This is a genomic window from Blastomonas sp. UPD001 (genome assembly GCF_003426715.1).
GTDB lineage: Bacteria > Pseudomonadota > Alphaproteobacteria > Sphingomonadales > Sphingomonadaceae > Blastomonas.
The window spans coordinates 1,833,667-1,850,518 of sequence record NZ_QKVT01000001.1 but is presented as its reverse complement, the minus strand read 5'-3'; the positions used below and the strand labels follow the sequence as shown (position 1 = coordinate 1,850,518).

Here is a 16,852-nt window from a genome sequence, read left to right as displayed (position 1 = left end):
GCGCGGCGCTCGCGCTTCAGGGGGCAAACGACGTCCAGATCGAGGCGTCGAAGCAGCTTCTGTCCGAGGACCGCTATATCGAGGCGCTGGCGGTCGCCAAGGATGCGCTGCGGGTCGATCCGGCGGACTATCGCGCGAGCTATTATGTCGCCATGGCCTATATGGGCTTGCAGCAATATGACGCGGCAGAAACCCAGGCCAATCAGGCACTCGCCCAGGCCCCGGCCAGCGCACGGGCGGCGGTCGAGAAGCTGGTCTTCACCATCCGCTCGCTGAAGCAGGGCAACCAGAATGTCGGTGCCGCCGATGCGGCTCTGGCCGAGGGATTGATCGGCAAGGCCGCGCGGCTGTACGAGGATGGCTGGGCGGCGGGGCGCAACGCACCGGATTATGCGCTCAAGGCGGCAGAACTCTATTCGGGCCGGCTCAACCAGCCGGTCGATGCCGCGCGGGTGCTGCGCCAGGTGCGCGAATCCCTGCCGGGCAGCCCCGCGGCCGACAGCGCGGAGGCCGAGCTCGGCAAGCTCCAGCCCGTGCTGCGGCAGATCGCGACGGCCAAGGTGCAGGAGGCGGCGGCGCTGCCGCTGGAAGAGGCGCGCGCTGTGCTCGGCGCCGCAGCGGCCGCAGACCCGAGCTATCCCGAAATCTATCGCACCCAGGCGCAGCTGGCCGCCGCATCGGGGTCAGCCGGCGAGCTGGAAGCCTCGCTCAAGGAGCTTGCCCGCCGCAATCTGGTCGATCTCGATTTTCTCGCCGCCCTGCCCGGCATGGCGGGCCTGCTCGAGGACCCGCAATTCCTGCTGCGCCTCACCGATATCATCGGCGCAAGCCAGGCCGATATGCTGAAGACGGCAGCATCGCCTGCCGGCAGGGTCGCCTATCTCGCGCGGCTCGCGCGCGACGGCAAGCTCGGCTTCTTCATGGGCGCGCGGCAGGTCAAGGGGACCAGCAACTATCGCTTCTGGTCGCGGCGCAAGGTCTCGGGGCTGCAATATGCGGCTTCCGGCTGCGAGATCGTCGTCTCGCTGTCGGACCAGCTCGGCGCGAGCGCGGACGCCTATGGCTATATGCCCGCGTCGCGCATCATCGATCTTCGCCCGCCGACGGCGCTGGCGGTGCGCAACAGCAGCGCGCTGGAGCTCGGCCCGACTAATGACGGGTGGCAGATCACGGCGCTGACCGTGGCTGACGCTCCGCAACTCGCGCTGCCGGTCTGGTCGGCACTGCGCCAGCTGCACGCAGCCTGCCCCCGACCGGTCAGGAAAGCGCGCTAGCGCTTCGCGCCGTCCACCGGCCCATTTGCACGGCCTGGGGCCTAGAAATCATAGGTCACCGACAGCTTGAAGGTGCGCGGCGCGCCCAGCTGCAGATCGGGGCGGAAGCTGTCGAAGGCCGAGGCCCAGTAATCGGCATCGGCGATATTGTCGATATTGCCGCGGAAGGTCAGCGGCCTGCCGCCCACCACCGCGACATAGCGCGCGCCCAGGTCGATCCGGGTCCAGTCCTGGAGGAACAGCGTGTTGCCGATATTGGCCGCCTGCTCGCCGGTATGCACCACGCGGCCGGTCAGGGTGAGCGCGGGAATGAAGGGCACGTCCCATTCGACATTGGCGTTGAGCGTGTATTCGGGCACGCCCACCGCCTGCGCGCCATCGCTGGCGCCGTTCTGCGTCCGGCGCAGCTTGGCGTCGATCACCGATCCGCCGCCGATCAGGCGCAGCCCTTCGGTCAGTTCGCCCGCCAGGGTGAACTCGATGCCGCGATGGCGCTGGATTCCGAACGGGCCGAATTCGAGCGCGCCGGCATTGTCCGGGTCGAGCCGCAGGATCGAACTTTCGCGGTCGATCTGGAACAGCGCCAGCGACAGGTCGACAGCGCCGAGCCGCAGTTTTCCGCCGATTTCATATTGTTCGGACACGAAGGGCGGCAGGATCTGCCCTGCATTGCTGACCGGCAGCGCGGCCCCGCCCGAGGGGTTGGCTCCGGTCTGCGGTGCCGCGGCGCCCTGGACCAGTCCCTCGATGCGGTTGGCATAAAGCGACAGGTTTTCGGTCGGCTTGATCACCAGTCCGAAGACGGGCGTCACCTTGTCCTCGTCATATTCGCTGACCAGCGCACCGGTGGCGTTGGAATAGGATTTGGCGTTGATCACCTGCAGGCGGAGACCTGCGGTGATCAGGATGCGGTCGTCCCAGAAACCGATGGTGTCCGAGAGAAAGGCGCTGGCCAGCCGGGTGCGCGAGATCGGGAACGGATCGTCCAGATTGCCGCCGACAAAGGTGACCCGGGTGGAGGGTGTCACCTCGACCGGGGCGTAGAGATTGGTGCGCTGCGCCGATATGTCGAAAAACCGGAAGGCGTTGCGGTTGACCAGCCAGTTCATCGACCCGCCGAAATTGAACTCGTGGGTGATGCCACCGCCGCTCAGCTTCGCGCGCGCGCCGATGGTCGCCGCCTCGTTATTGTCGGTGCGCGGGATGAACGAGCTGCTGACGGTGATGTCTCCGTTCAGGTTGACCAGGGTGGGGGTGCTGTACACGCCCGTTTCCGACCCGTCGCGCGCGCCGAATGCGGCATAGACCATGACGTCCTTGGCGACGTCATATTCCAGGCGCAGCTGGCCGAAAATGTCGCGCAGCGTGGTGTACTGCCAGGGCTGGCCATAGTTCGTCCCTGCATCGGGTGCGCGCGGAATCCGGGTCAGTGTGTTGACGCGCAGCTTGGGCCGGAAATGCGATACCTTGACCCGCTGATAGGCAAGGTCGAGCGTCGCACGGAACGGGCCCGAATTGTAATCGATGGCCGCTCCGAGAACATAGGTGCTGCGGAATTCGTCGTCGATCGATGCGTCGCCGGCGCGCGCGGTTCCGTTGATGCGGATGCCCCATTGCCCGTTGCTGCCCATCCGGCGCCCGACGTCGAAGCTGCCGCCGACATGCTCGGGCCCGGTAAGGCCGATCGTTGCGCGGGTGATCGGCTCGGGCATGGCGCGCTTGGGGATGAGATTGACGCTGCCGCCGATTCCCGTGCCGCCGGGTGCCGCGCCGTTGAGAAACGCGCTCGCGCCGTTGAGCACCTGCACCGATTCGTACAGTTCGGGCGCCACGAGCTGGCGCGGGGTGATGCCGTAGAGCCCATCGAAGCCGATATCGTCGCCCGCCAGCGCAAAGCCGCGGATGACGAAAAGCTCGCCCGCAATGCCGAACCCGGTGGTGGTGCGGATGGTCGGGTCGTTCTCCAGCACCTGGCCCAGCGTCTGCGGCTGCTGGTTGAGGATCAGCGCGGCGTTGTAGCTGCGGATGGCGAACGGTATGTCGGCCGCATCCTTGTCGCCCAGCACCCCGGCGCTGCCCTTCAGCTCGACACCCGACTGGTTCTGGCGCTGCGCCGTCACGATGATCGTCTCGCGGTCGTCCTGCGCCTGCTGGGCGAGGGCGGGGCTGGCAAGGCCCATCGCACCCGATGCGGTGGCGACAAGCAGGGCGTGGCGGATGGAGGTCTTCACGGTCTATCGTTCCCTGGATCAAGAAAAGGCGAGAAAGTCAGGTCCTGCGCGCGCGCATCGCCCAGATGGCGGCGGCGACCGGGGCGCTCAGCGCTGCCCAGGAGGCCGCATCGCGCCAGCCGTCGCCGGTCAGCGCGATGACCAGCCCGGCGAGGCCAGTGATGAAGATCGCCAATGGCCAGGCAAAGATGCTGCGAAGAGGCCGGGCGCGGCTCATTCCGCCGGCTCCGCAACGGGGCTTGCCGGGCGTGCGCGGGCGGGCGCCGTCGTCCTGCTCTTGGCCAGCCACAGGTAGAGGCCCGTGCCCAGCACATGGACCGTGAACAGCGTCAGCGCCGCCCAGAGCAGCTTGAGCGGCAAGCCGCCATAATCGCCAAAATGCAGAGGGCGCGAGAGCGACAGCGCCTGATAGTACCAGGGCATCTGGCGCGCGTCGGTGAAACGCCCCGTCTCGGCATCGATCAGCGCGGGCGTGAGCAGCCGCTCGGTCAGCGGCGTATCGCCCTGGAAGAACACGGCATAATGATGGTTCGAACTGAAGGTGCCGCCGGGAAAGGCGATGAACTGCGGATTGTTGTCGGGCAGTTCTGCCCTCGCCGCCGCCATCGCCGTGTCGAGCGACCCGTAGCGCGAGGGATCGAGCGGCTCGCGCCCGGCATAGGCGCGCGTCATGGATGCCAGCTCATCGGCCTTCCACAGTTGCTCGATCGGCACCGCAAAGGCATTGATGACGCCCGTCAGCCCCACCACCAGCATCCAGGCCAGCCCGGCAATTCCGAGCAGGTTGTGATAATCCAGCCATTTGGTGCGCGCGCTGCGGCGGGTGCGCAGCGTGCCGAAGTCGAGCTTGCGCATGAACGGCGCATAGAGCACGACACCCGAGACCAGCGCCGCGACAAAAGCAACGCCCATCGCGCCCAGAAACAGCATGCCGGGCAGGCCGAGGAACATGTCGGTGTGCAGCTTGAGCAGGACGTGCATCACCCCGCCATCGCTTTCGGCCGCCTTGCCGATCAGTTTTCCGGTCGACCGGTCGAAGGACTGGATGGTCATCTCGGCACCCGGCGAATCGGCGCGCGGCCCGGTCGTGATCGTCATCGACGGCTGGTCGTTGTCGAACGCCATGTAGAGCGGAACTTCGCCCGGGCGATTGGCGAGCGCCCGCGCGAGCATGTCGTCCAGCGACAAGAGCCCCGCCGACGTGCTCGACGACCCGATGCCGGGCATGCCGAACACCGGCTGGGTCTCGGTCAGATGGTCGATCTCGTCATGGAAGATCAGCGGAAGGCCGGTGATGCACAGCATCAGCAGGAAGATCGTGCAGACCAGACTCGTCCATTTGTGAACCGCCGCCCAGAGCTTGATCGAGGCCCGGTTCATGCTGCGGAAGCGGCGCAGGCGAGCACGATCGGAAGCGACACCCCATGCTCGAACGACGGACAAACCATTGCCTTACCCCGATTTCGTCACGCTGTGCGGGTATCCGAACGAATTTCTGTCGTCAATGAAAATCATTCGCATTTGGATGCGGCGAATGTGGTGCGAACGGCTCACAGCATCGTTAGATCGATTGAGGCGCGGCTGAAAGCGGTGGCGCATCGGGGCGCGGTACGGAATCATGCGGCTGCTGCAAGCCGAGCGATCGCGCCTGTCACCCGCCTCGGGAGGCTATACGTGCCTGCTGCAGCCTGCGCGCCCATGTCGCGGATTGTCATCCGGGATTTGCATCGCTGTCCGGAGGTCCGCACAATCATCGCCTGATCGGATCGCGCACCTGGGCAGTCGTTACGCATTGTTCGCGCGCGTAACAGCGCCTGCGCCTCGTCTCGCGCTTGCGTCTCAACGGCCACGCAATTGCTGAGCCACCACGCACCTCGCGCGGCATCGCGCCCCAGCCTGAGCAGGCTTCCGAACCAGAAGCGCCCGTGCAAATGCCAATCATTGAAAAACTGGCGCACCCGACAGGATTCGAACCTGTGACCTCTGCCTTCGGAGGGCAGCGCTCTATCCAGCTGAGCTACGGGTGCATCGCCAAGGGGCAAGCCCTTAGCAAGCCGATTGCGCCGCCGCCAGTCCCTTTGTGCAGCGAACATTGACCCTGCGGCCCCTGCGGCGCTATAGCTTGGGCCCGCACGCTGGCGGCCCTGGTTCATGGGGTCGCCTTTTTACTTTTGGTGCCGTGGTCCCCATGCACCGGGTGAATGCGCAAGGCGCGTGCTGTTTTGTAAGGGACCCGCGAAGAAGGAAGGACAAGGCTGCCATGACGATCACGCCGCTGATGCCCGTTTACCCCCGGTGCGCCGTGCGCCCGGTGCGCGGCGAAGGCTGTTACCTGATCGGAGAGCGTGGCGAGCGATATCTGGACTTTGCCAGCGGCATCGCGGTCAACCTGCTCGGCCATGGCCATCCGCACCTCACCCAGGCGATCCAGAAACAGGCCGAGACGCTGATCCACGTCTCCAACCTCTATGGCAGCCCGCAGGGCGAGCATCTGGCGCAGCGGCTGGTCGATGCGACCTTTGCCGATACCGTGTTCTTCACCAATTCGGGCGCCGAAGCGGTCGAATGCGCGATCAAGACCGCGCGCGCCTATCACCAGTCCGAGGGCGGCGATGCCAATCGCACGGTGCTGATCACCTTCAGGAACGCGTTCCACGGCCGCACGATGGCGACGATCAGCGCGTCGAACCAGGAGAAGATGCACAAGGGCTTTGCGCCGCTGCTGCCCGGTTTCCGCTATGTCGATTTCGACGATCTGGAAGGCGCCAAGGCCGCGATGGGGCCCGATGTCGCGGGTTTCCTGGTCGAGCCGGTCCAGGGCGAGGGTGGCGTGCGTCCGGCGTCGCCGGAGTTCATGCAGGGCCTGCGCGCGCTGTGCGACGAGCACGACCTGATGCTGGTGCTCGACGAGGTGCAGTGCGGCGTCGCGCGCACCGGCACGCTCTATGCGTATGAGCAATACGGTATCGAGCCCGACATCCTGGCGACCGCCAAGGGCATTGGCGGCGGCTTTCCGATGGGTGCGTGCCTCGCCACCGAAAAGGCGGCGCGCGGCATGGTCGTGGGCACCCACGGTTCGACCTATGGCGGCAACCCGCTCGCCATGGCGGCCGGCGAGGCGGTGCTCGACGTGGTGAACACGCCCGAATTCCTCGCGCATGTCCGCAACATGGGCGAGCGGCTGCGCGGTGCACTCGAGCAGCTGATCCCCAATCACGACGAGATCTTCGATTCGGTGCGGGGCATGGGGCTGATGCTCGGCCTGAAGCTCAAGGACCGGGCGGAGAGCCGCGCATTCGTGGCGCATCTGCGCGATCATCACGGGCTGCTGACCGTGGCGGCAGGCGAGAATGTCGTGCGCGTGCTGCCGCCGCTGGTGATCGAGCAGGCGCATATCGACGAGTTCATCGAGCGCCTGTCGGCAGGCGCTCGAGACTTCGCGCTGCCCGAGGCGGCTTGATCGTCATGGTCCTCCCCCTTCACGGGGGAGGATAGGAAGCCTTGGCGCGGCACGCGCCTAGGCGCACTTGGAGAGGGCGCGGCGGTTGCAAGCCACCCTCTCCCAGCTACGACTAGGGCCTGGCAAGCCAGGCCCAAGTCTTCGCAACCCTCTCCCGTCAAGGGAGAGGGGGAAGGGACACCAATGACGCGTCATTTCCTGAACCTGTCCGATGCCGGACACGATGCCATTGCCGCCATGCTCAACGACGCGATCGACCGCAAGGACGTGCGCCATGGCTGGCCCAGGGGCAAGGCCGATCCCGATGCGCCGCTCGAAGGGCACACGCTCGCCATGGTGTTCGAGAAGAACTCGACCCGCACCCGCGTGTCGTTCGACATGGCGATCCGCCAGCTGGGCGGCACCAGCCTGATCCTCGATGCGGGCAGTACCCAGCTGGGCCGCGGCGAGACCGTCGCGGATACCGCGCGCGTGCTCTCGCGCATGTGCGATGCCATCATGATCCGCACCGACGACCATGCCAAGATCGAGGAAATGGCGCATTTCGCGACCGTTCCGGTGATCAACGGCCTGACCGACCTGTCGCACCCGTGCCAGATCGTCGCGGACCTGCTCACCATCATCGAGCATCGCAAGGCGCTGCCCGGGCTGGTCGTCGCCTGGCTGGGCGATGGCAACAACGTGCTCAACTCGATCATCGAGGCTGCCGGGCTGATGAAGTTCACCGTGCGCATCGGCTGCCCCGATGGCTATGATCCCGACCCGGCGTTCGTCGCGGCGGCGCGCGCAGCGGGCGGCACGATCAGCTTCCACCGCGATGCGGGCGAGGCCGCGTCGGGCGCGGACGTGATCGTCACCGACACCTGGATCTCGATGGGCCAGTTGCACGCCGACGAAAAATTGAAGGCGATGATGCCGTTCCAGGTCAACGATGCGCTGATGGCTCGGGCGAACAAGGACGCGCTGTTCCTGCACTGTCTGCCCGCGCATCGCGAGGAGGAGGTGACGGGAAGCGTCATCGACGGCCCGCAATCGGTGGTGTGGGACGAGGCGGAGAACCGGTTGCACGCGCAGAAATCGGTGCTGCGCTGGGTGTTCGGCCAGCTCTGACGAAAAGGCCCCGGAAGCGTCGCTTCCGGGGCCTTTTTTCGCAAAACCGGCGGGATCAGCTCGCGGTGATCAGATCGCCGTGCTTCTCGGTGAGCTTGTAGGCGCGCTCGTACCATTCGGAGCCGGGATAGTTCGCGCCGAGCACCGCAGCGGATTTCTTGGCTTCGGCGGGGATGCCGAGCGCCAGATAGCATTCGGTCAGGCGATAGAGTGCTTCGGCGGTGTGGCTGGTGGTCTGGTATTTCTCGACCACCTCGCGGAAGCGCAGCGTCGCGGCCAGCCAGTTGGAGCTGCGCTGATAATAGCGGCCGATCTCCATTTCCTTGCCGGCGAGGTGATCGTTGACCAGATCGACCTTGAGCCGCGCGTCGGAGGCATAGCGGGTGTTGGGATAGCGCCGCATCACCTCGCCCAGCGCCGCGAGCGCCTGCTGGGTGATCTTCTGGTCGCGGGTCACGTCGCTGATCTGCTCGTAATAATTGAGCGAGATCAGGTAATAGGCATAGGGCGCGTCCTTGTTGCCGGGATGGATGGCGAGGAAGCGCTGCGCCGACTGGATCGACTTGTTGTGATCCTTGGCGAGATAATAGCTGAACGCGCTCATCAGCTGCGCGCGGCGCGCCCAGGGCGAATAGGGATGCTGGCGCTCGACCTCGTCGAACAGCTCGGCGGCGATCTTGTTCTGGCCGCGGTCGAGCCGGTCCTTCGCCGCCATGTACAGCGTGCTGACATCGCGCGCGATATAGTTGGTGTTGACCTTGTTCTTGCCGCCCGCGCAGCCGGACAGCACGGTCAGCGCAGCCGCGCTTGCCAGAGCCAGTTTGATCGCCTTGTTCATGGCCGCAACCCTTATCGGCTAAGCACCCGTGCGCCAAGCGCAAATCCTGGGGGGCGGGAAGGATTCGCCGCACGGGCTTTCGCGTAGTTTTCACCGGCTGTATCGCGCATGAACCGGTGGGGGTCAGAAGCTGCCGTTGATGTCGAGCCGGACGACGGGTCCGAAAAAGCGGTCGCGATCCTCGACGAACGCCACCGGCCCGTCGCGCCGTGCGACATAGAAGGTGCGGCGGAACGCTTCGTTGGTGCCGATCAGGTTCGACAGGCCCAGCCGCACGGTCAGCCCGCGCACGTCCTTGTTCTCGACATAGAAGCCGAGGTCTCCGCCATCGATCGGGAATTCGGCAAGCTGGCTGAGGCGCACCTCGTCCGCCTGCGAAAAGTCGAAATAGTTCGCGCCGACCGCCCAGTTGCCGCCGGGAATGTCGTAGCGGAACTCGGCACTGAATTCGTGGATCAGGTCGCCCGAGATGCGGCGGCGGATGCCGGTGAGCGGATCGGGCAGGCTCGACTTGCGATAGGTATAGTCGATGTCGAAGCGCACTCCGGTCCAGCCGATCACGTCCATCTTGAACGTGGAATCAATCGAAAAGCCCCAGATGGTCGCGCTGTCGATATTGCCCGGCGCCTCGCCGGTCGCGCCGATCGGCACCTGGTCGACGATATCCTCGACGAAATTGACGAACGCCTTGAGATTGATCGATCCCAGCGCGCCGAGATTCTGGGTCGCCTGGAAATCGACATTCCAGCTCTGCTGCGGCACCAGATCGGGATTGCCGCTGTTCTGGTTCTCTGCACCCAGGTCCGCCGAGGCGACAAAATCGAAGAAGTTGAGCTGGCCGACATCGCGCTGCAGGCGCAAGCTCAGGTCGAGCGACTTGACCGGCTTCCACGCCAGCGAGACGAAACCCTTGGGGCGGATGAAGCTGCGGGTAAGGCCATTGGGGCCGCTCTGCATGATCTGCGAATATTCGCCGCCGATCGAGGTCTGCAGCGTCAGGTTGGACGCGAGCGGGCGGCCATAGCTGAGCCCCACTTCGGCGCGCTTTTCCTCGACCGTCGCGTCCGATCCGGGGAGCGGCACCGGGTTGAACCGGCCCGCCGTGTCGAGCAGCTTCAGCTCGGCATCGGTGTCGAGCTTGTTGATCGCGCCTTCGAGGCTGAACTGCCAGTCGGCCTTGCCCGCCTTCCAGCCATATTCGGCGCGCGCGATCGTCTCGGTCTCGTCGATCCGGGTCGCCAGACTGTTGCCCTCGCGCGGGCGGCGGTCCTCGAAATCGAGGAAGATGCGCGTGAAGAACGGGCTATGCTCGAACCGGCGCAGGCCGATCAGCTTCAGATTGCCGCCCCAGAGCGGGAACAGATAATCGCCGCCGATCTCGTAATTATATTCCTTCTCGGTCTCCAGATAGTCGCGGTCGCGCACCACCTCGCCGTCCGAATCCTCGGTGATCCGCACCCAGCGCCGCTGATAGGCGAGGTTGAGATTGCCGATCTGCCCGGTATCGCCGGTATATTTGATCCCCGCCGCAATCCGCGGCTCGTCGCCATTGACGTACAGCTCCTCGTAGCGCCGGTCGGTGACATTGCCCGCCGCATCGAGCACGCGCTCGGTCCCGGCATTGCCGTTGCGGAAGCTGTTATTGGCCAGGCTCAGCGTATAGGCGATCTTCCCTGCCTTGCCGCTGACCGAGACCTCGCCGTTCAGCACCTGCGGGTCGGTGCGGCGGAAGCGCACGCGCGGGCTGTAGCGGAACTGCCCGGTGAGGCTGTCGACCTTGCTGACGATGTTGACCACCTGTCCGGTCAGGCCGGGCAGGTTGAGCGTCGCGCCGTCGATCAGCTCGATGCGGATGACATTGGCCGCGCCGATCCGGCCGAGTTCGGACACGACATCGTTGCTCTTGCCCGAAAAGCGCTCGCCATTGATCAGCACGTTGCTCGACACCTGGCCGAGACCGCGCCGGTCCTCGCCCTCGGCGATCGAGAAGCCCGGGATCTGGCGCACCATGTCGAGAGCGGTGCGCGGAGCGAACTGCGCGAAATAGGCGGGGTCGAAGCTGCGCAGCGGCGTGGTCGTCTGGCCTGCCGGAGCGGGCACGGCGGGCGCGGCATCCTGCGCCCAGGCGATGGTGGGCATGCCCGCCAAGGCGATCGCCGCCACGGATGCAAGATACCGGATTTTCACGAAATTTCCCCTGGCTTTCCGGATGCCGCCCGATGGTCGCAGCCGTGCAACTACACCCGTAGTCGTTTCCTGCGTCCGATCGCATCTGCAATGCGCTGCAGCTTCGACCGGCGCACCTTCGGCTTCGACGAAATGCACTTGCGACCAACGGCATGTGCAATCCCGTTTACCCGCACGCACAGGGCGGTTAAGACCTGTGCGCCAGGGGGAGAGAGCGCGCCATGGACCCGCATCACATAATCGAACACCGCCCGATCGAGCCGCGCAGCGGCGTGCGTAGGATGGAGGGCGTGCCGCGCATCGAATTCCGCTCGTCGACCTTCGCCTGGCTGTTCCAGTCGGGCACCGGCTGGATGATCCTGGCCGTCGCGCTCGCGCTTCTCGCGGGCGGCATCTATGCCGGCTATGGCTGGCAGACCGGCGCGGTGCTCGCGGTGGTGCTGGGCGCGTGGATCGGCTGGAACGCGATCGAGAACCGCGCGAGCCTGTTCTGGATCGACGACCAGCGGTTGTTCATGCGGCGCGGCATCCTGATGCGCAGCGAGGAAGAGATCGAGCTCTACCGGATCAAGGACGTGAAGGTCGAATTCTCGATCATCCAGCAGATGTTCGACAACGGCACCATCTGCATCAGCTCGTCGGATTCGACCGGGCGCGCGGCCTCGGCGGCGCCGCATCCGCGCACGATGATCGAGGTGACCAATGTGCGCGACGCGCGCGCGATCCGGGCGGAACTGCGCGACCGGGTAGAGGCGATCCGCCAGCGGCGCGGCGTACGCGAATTCGACATAGGTTAAGGGGTATTTGATGACATTCCGGACTTTCGCACTCGCTGCCGCCACCGCGCTGGCGGCCTTTTCTGCCCCCGCCCTGGCCAAGCTGTCGCCCCAGGAGGCGAAGATGGTCGCGGCGGTGGACAAGGACCACGACCGCTGGATCGGCGTGCTCGAGGCGATCACCCGGCAGAACAGCGGCAGCCGTAATATCCCCGGCGTCAAGAAGGTCGCCGAAATGGTCACGCCCGAGCTCGAAAAGCTGGGCTTCAAGGTCGAATGGGTCGACCAGAGCGCCGCCAAGCGCGCCGGCCACCTGATCGCGACGCGCACCGGGCGCCCGGGCAGCACCAAGATGCTGCTGATCGGGCATCTCGACACCGTGTTCGAACCCGATTCGCCGTTCCAGAATGTCCGCCGCATCGATGCCAACACGCTCGAAGGGCCGGGGATCGAGGACAACAAGGGCGGCGTCATCACCATGTTCGCGGCGCTGGACGCGATGCAGAAGGCGGACACGCTGTCTGCCGCGACCATCACCGTCGTGCTGACCGGCGACGAGGAGGATGCGGGCGACCCCATCGACATTGCGCGCGCAGACCTGATCAAATGGGGCCAATGGGCCGATGTCGCGCTCGATTTCGAGGGGCTGTCCCAGGTCGACGGCAAGGACATGGGCTCGATCGCGCGGCGCTCCTCGTACAGCTGGCAGGTCAACGCCACCGGCAAGGAAGGGCACAGCTCGGGTATCTTCTCGGCCAGCGCGGGCCATGGCGCGATCTACGAGCTCGCGCGGATCATCGACCAGTTCCATGACGAGCTGCCCGAGGACAAGCTTACCTTCAATGTCGGCCTGATCGCGGGCGGATCGGTGGCGCAGCTTGATACCGATCTCGTCCGCGCGCAGGCGGCGGGCAAGACCAACATCATCCCCGCCCAGGCCATCGCGCGCGGCGATTTCCGCACGCTGAGCGACGAACAGTCCGAGCGGGTCAAGGCGAAGATGCAGGCGATCGTCGCGCAGCATCTGCCCGGCACCAGCGCCGAGATCATCTTCGAACAGGGCTATCCCCCGATGGCCCCGACCGAAGGCAACCGCGCGCTGCTCAGGAAACTGAACGGCATCAACGCCGATCTCGGCCTCGAGCAGATGGCCGAACTCGATCCGCTGAAGCGCGGCGCGGGCGATATCTCGTTCGTCGCGCGCTATGTCGATGGGCTGGTGGGCATGGGCCCAGCGGGCGAAGGCGCGCACGCGCCGGGCGAAACGGTTGACCTGCCGAGCATCAAGCGCCAGGCGAAACGCGCGGCGATCCTGATGAGCCGGTTGGCGATGGAGAAAAGGTGAGGGAGGGTTTTGGTACTCTGGACGTGAAGTTACATTCCGTCGCTTAAATCCGCTCCGCCTCCACGCTCTGGAAAGCCTCGACGATTTCGACTGTCCGTAACGATGTGCAGCATCACGAAGATTGCGAAAACGCCAAATGCGAAAAAGGCTTCCGTGCTTTTAGCATTACCAACTACAACGCAGTACACGATAAAAAGCCAAACGGGAAAGCCCACTAGCACTGTCACGCCCTTTAACCAGTGCGGCAAGGGCTGCCACCAGTTCCCAAAGGATTGAGATATTTTCATGGGCAGAAGCTAGCCTAATCAGCCGAAGACGGCAAAGGTGTCGCTTGCAAAGTGACATGTTTTGTTATGCGAGGCTCCAACATCTACCCACCCCGCTCAGCCTGAGCTTGTCGAAGGATGCGCTGGGCGAGCCCCTCTCAACTCCGGCTAGCCAGACAAGCTGGCAAGCCTTCGTATCTCTCCCCTGAGGGGGAGAGAGCGGAAGTTTGCGCTACGGGGCTAGTGGAAGCCGGACGCCCCGATTGCTAGCGGGCAACGAACGGGTGAGGCATCCGGCTTCCGACACAGGGTTAACGCTCGGTTCACCGATTCGCTGTGACCTAGTTCACACCCAATTCAGCTTTGCTCGCATAGCCCACCCGTGCATTTTCATCGACGAACCGTGAAGGGAGCCGATCTGATGGCCAAGGAACGCAGCCCCGGCTTCAAGCTGGGCATGACCGTGCTGATCGGTGCGCTGCTCGCGATCCCGCTGTTCATGGTCTATGCGCTGGTCTGGGACCGGCAGAGCCAGTCGGAGACCGCGCGCGCCAGCGTTGCCGAGGGCTGGGGCGGGCCGCAGATGCTCGCAGGACCGGTGATGGTCATCCCGTATCGCCAGCAATCGGTCGAGACCGTCACCGAGAACGGCAAGGCGACGACGCGCGCCGTGACGATCGAGCGCGAGCTGTTCCTCGCGCCGATTACCAACACCGCAGCGGTCGATGTCGAACCCGAGCGGCGGACCAAGTCGATATACGAAACCGTGGTCTATGAGGCACGGGTCAAGGGCTCTGCGCGCTTCGCGCTGCCCGAGGACCTCGCGCGCTTCGGGGTGCGGCCCGAGGAGCTGCTGCTCGACCGCGCCGAAATCCGCGTCGGTATCTCGGATGCGCGCGGGCTGCTCGCCGATAACAGCCTTGCCATGGCGGGCAGGGCCCTGCCCTTGCGCCCCGGCAAGGGGCTGGGCTCGACCAATGGCTCCGGCTTCTTTGCCTTTGCCGACTGGTCGGACAGCGCCGGAGCGCCGGTGGATGTCGCCTATCGCTTCGGCGTGCGCGGCAACGGTCAGCTGATGCTGATCCCCGATGGCGAGGCGACCGACTGGACCGTGCGCTCGCACTGGCCGCATCCGAGCTTTGCCGGACAGTTTCTGCCCAACACCCGCCAGGTGTCCGACAAGGGTTTCACCGCGCGCTACAAGATCAGCAACCTCGCGCTCGGCCGCGCGATCGTGCAACTGCCCCAGCCGGGCGAGCAGGTCGCAGCCGGCGGCCAGATGGCGCAGATCGACCTGATCGAGCCGGTCAACCTCTACAGCCAGGTCGACCGCGCGGTGAAATACGGCTTCCTGTTCATCGGCTTCACCTTCCTCGCCTTCCTGATGTTCGACATCATCGCGGGCGCACGCGTCGCGGCGGCGGAATATCTGCTCACCGGCGCAGGGCTGATCCTGTTCTTCGTGCTGCTGCTCGCCTTTGCCGAGATCATCGGCTTCACGCTCGCCTATCTGCTCGCCTCGGGCGCGATCATCGGCCTCATCAGCGCGTATAGCGCCGCGGTGCTGGGCAGCACCAAGCGCGCCGGCTTTATCGGCGGGTTGCTGCTGGGCCTGTACGCACTGCTCTATGTGCTGCTCAACCTCGAGGCCTATTCGCTTCTGATCGGATCGGTGCTGCTGTTCGTGGCGCTGGCGGCGGTGATGTATGTCACGCGCCGGGTCGACTGGTCGGGGCTGGGCAAGCGTGACGAGGTCGCCGCGACCGCATAACGCTTGCCCAACGCGTAAAGCTGTCCATAGTAGCTCCTAACGATAATGTGAGGATGCTGTCATGGATTTCACGCTTTCCGCAGAGCTGACCGCCTATCTGGCCGAGCTTGACGCCTTCATTGTGAAGGAAATCAAGCCGCTCGAACAGGCGGACGACAATATCCGCTTCTTCGACCATCGCCGCGAATGGGCGCGGACCGATTTCGATAACGGGGGCCTGCCGCGGCACGACTGGGAAGCGCTGCTGCGCGAGGCGCAGCGCCGCGCCGATGCCGCCGGGCACTGGCGGTTCTCCGCACCCAAGAAATATGGCGGCAAGGACGGCTCCAACCTGTGGATGGCGGTGATCCGCGAGCATTTCGCGGCCATGGGGCTCGGCTTGCACAACGATCTCCAGAACGAGCATTCGATCGTGGGCAACTTCCCTTTCGTCGCGATGTTCGAGGAATTCGGCACCGAGGCGCAGAAGCAGGAGTTCATCCTCGGTGGGTTCGATCGCACGCGGATCACCGCCTTCGGGCTCACCGAACCCCATCACGGATCGGACGCGACGCATATGGAGACGCGCGCGGTGCGCGAGACGCGCGATGGCGTGCCGGGCTGGCGCATCGATGGCGAGAAGATGTGGATCACCGGCATGCATGTCGCGACGCATTGCGCGCTGTTCGCGCGGACCAGCGGCGCGGATGGCGATGCGCGCGGCATCACCTGCCTGCTGGTGCCCACCGACACGCCGGGGCTGAAGATCGAGGAGTATCTGTGGACCTTCAACATGCCCACCGATCACCCGCGCCTGTCGTTCACCAATTGCTGGGTGCCCGAAAGCGCGATGCTCGGCGAGGAGGGGCGGGGGCTCTCGCTCGCGCAGAGCTTCGTCCACCAGAACCGCATCCGCCAGGCGGCATCGTCACTCGGCGCGGCGGTGTTCTGCATCGAGGAAAGCGTGAAATATGCGCGCGAGCGGCGGCCCTTCGGCAAGGCGCTGGCGGAGAACCAGGCGATCCAGTTTCCGCTGGTCGAGCTCGCCACCCAGGCCGAGATGCTGCGGCTGCTGATCCGCAAGACCGCCTGGGACATGGACGCCATGCCGCACAAGGCGATCGAGCGCGAGCTCTCGGACAAGGTCAGCATGTGCAACTATTGGGCGAACCGGCTGTGCTGCGAAGCGGCGGACCGCGCGATGCAGGTGCATGGCGGCATCGGCTATTCGCGCCATACCCCGTTCGAGCATATCTATCGCCACCACCGCCGCTACCGCATCACCGAAGGGTCGGAGGAGATCCAGATGCGCAAGGTGGCGGCCTATCTGTTCGGCTTTCTGGGGCCGCGGCGCGCGCTGTTCGAATAGCGCCGGGGCCGCGAGCCACCGTCCAACAAACCCTTGATTTCCGCATGCAAAACAGCCATCTGCTAATCGGAACGATTCACTCCGATTAGCGGGAGCGGTGCATGCGCCTGTCCAGTCTTGCCGATTATGCCGTGGTGCTGATGAGCGCCGCTGCGCGCCATTGCGGCGGCATGCGGTGCAATGCGCGCGCGCTGGCCGAAGAGACCGGCCTGCCGCTGCCCACCGCGCAGAAGCTGGTGAGCAAGC

General features: G+C 65.3%; 12 protein-coding genes, 1 tRNA gene and 1 pseudogene. 8 read left to right on the top strand and 6 right to left on the bottom strand.

The genetic code is table 11. The features are described 5' to 3' along the window. A partial coding sequence (locus tag DM995_RS09375) for a tetratricopeptide repeat protein (protein WP_198669312.1) occupies positions 1-1,274 on the top strand: 1,274 nt, incomplete at its 5' end. A gap of 41 nt (positions 1,275-1,315) precedes the next feature. Here the strand turns inward: DM995_RS09375 and DM995_RS09370 are convergent. The 4 genes from DM995_RS09370 to DM995_RS09355 form a co-directional block, all read right to left on the bottom strand. Continuing rightward, positions 1,316-3,505 (bottom strand): TonB-dependent receptor, encoded by a 2,190-nt coding sequence (locus tag DM995_RS09370; RefSeq protein ID WP_353653359.1) that lies wholly within the window; start codon positions 3,503-3,505, stop codon positions 1,316-1,318. 37 nt (positions 3,506-3,542) lie between these two features. Then, positions 3,543-3,722, bottom strand: coding sequence for a hypothetical protein (locus DM995_RS09365; RefSeq protein ID WP_116969249.1), 180 nt, complete (start codon positions 3,720-3,722; stop codon positions 3,543-3,545). Next, positions 3,719-4,885 carry a PepSY-associated TM helix domain-containing protein gene (locus DM995_RS09360; RefSeq protein ID WP_116969248.1) on the bottom strand — a complete coding sequence of 389 codons (1,167 nt, stop codon included), beginning with the start codon at positions 4,883-4,885 and terminating at the stop codon, positions 3,719-3,721. Before DM995_RS09360 ends, DM995_RS09365 begins: the two co-directional genes overlap by 4 nt. 570 nt (positions 4,886-5,455) lie before the next feature. After that, positions 5,456-5,532 (bottom strand) — tRNA-Arg (locus tag DM995_RS09355). A 233-nt stretch (positions 5,533-5,765) separates the two neighbouring features. Between DM995_RS09355 and DM995_RS09350 the strand changes: the two genes are divergently transcribed. Then, positions 5,766-6,965, top strand: coding sequence for an aspartate aminotransferase family protein (locus DM995_RS09350; RefSeq protein WP_116969247.1), 1,200 nt, complete (start codon positions 5,766-5,768; stop codon positions 6,963-6,965). A gap of 183 nt (positions 6,966-7,148) precedes the next feature. Then, on the top strand, positions 7,149-8,075 hold the full coding sequence (gene argF / locus DM995_RS09345; RefSeq protein ID WP_116969246.1) for an ornithine carbamoyltransferase: 927 nt from the start codon (positions 7,149-7,151) through the stop codon (positions 8,073-8,075). A 55-nt stretch (positions 8,076-8,130) separates the two neighbouring features. Here argF and DM995_RS09340 read toward each other — a convergent pair whose 3' ends face one another. Then, positions 8,131-8,913: an outer membrane protein assembly factor BamD gene (locus DM995_RS09340; protein ID WP_116969245.1), complete on the bottom strand. Its 783-nt coding sequence runs from the start codon at positions 8,911-8,913 to the stop codon at positions 8,131-8,133. A gap of 123 nt (positions 8,914-9,036) precedes the next feature. Beyond that, on the bottom strand, positions 9,037-11,100 hold the full coding sequence (locus DM995_RS09335) for a TonB-dependent receptor plug domain-containing protein (RefSeq protein WP_157973148.1): 2,064 nt from the start codon (positions 11,098-11,100) through the stop codon (positions 9,037-9,039). Positions 11,101-11,321: 221 nt separating this feature from the next. Between DM995_RS09335 and DM995_RS09330 the strand changes: the two genes are divergently transcribed. The 5 genes and pseudogenes from DM995_RS09330 to DM995_RS09310 all read left to right on the top strand — a co-directional run. Beyond that, positions 11,322-11,897, top strand: a complete 576-nt coding sequence (locus tag DM995_RS09330) for a PH domain-containing protein (RefSeq protein ID WP_116969243.1) — start codon at positions 11,322-11,324, stop codon at positions 11,895-11,897. Between the two features lie 10 nt (positions 11,898-11,907). Continuing rightward, positions 11,908-13,221, top strand: a complete 1,314-nt coding sequence (locus tag DM995_RS09325) for a M20/M25/M40 family metallo-hydrolase (RefSeq protein WP_116969242.1) — start codon at positions 11,908-11,910, stop codon at positions 13,219-13,221. A 669-nt stretch (positions 13,222-13,890) separates the two neighbouring features. Next, positions 13,891-15,258, top strand: coding sequence for a cell envelope integrity protein CreD (creD, locus tag DM995_RS09320; protein ID WP_232824256.1), 1,368 nt, complete (start codon positions 13,891-13,893; stop codon positions 15,256-15,258). A gap of 61 nt (positions 15,259-15,319) precedes the next feature. After that, positions 15,320-16,606: an acyl-CoA dehydrogenase family protein gene (locus DM995_RS09315; RefSeq protein WP_116969241.1), complete on the top strand. Its 1,287-nt coding sequence runs from the start codon at positions 15,320-15,322 to the stop codon at positions 16,604-16,606. A gap of 101 nt (positions 16,607-16,707) precedes the next feature. Beyond that, positions 16,708-16,852: pseudogene (locus DM995_RS09310) on the top strand (Rrf2 family transcriptional regulator); the annotation flags it as partial.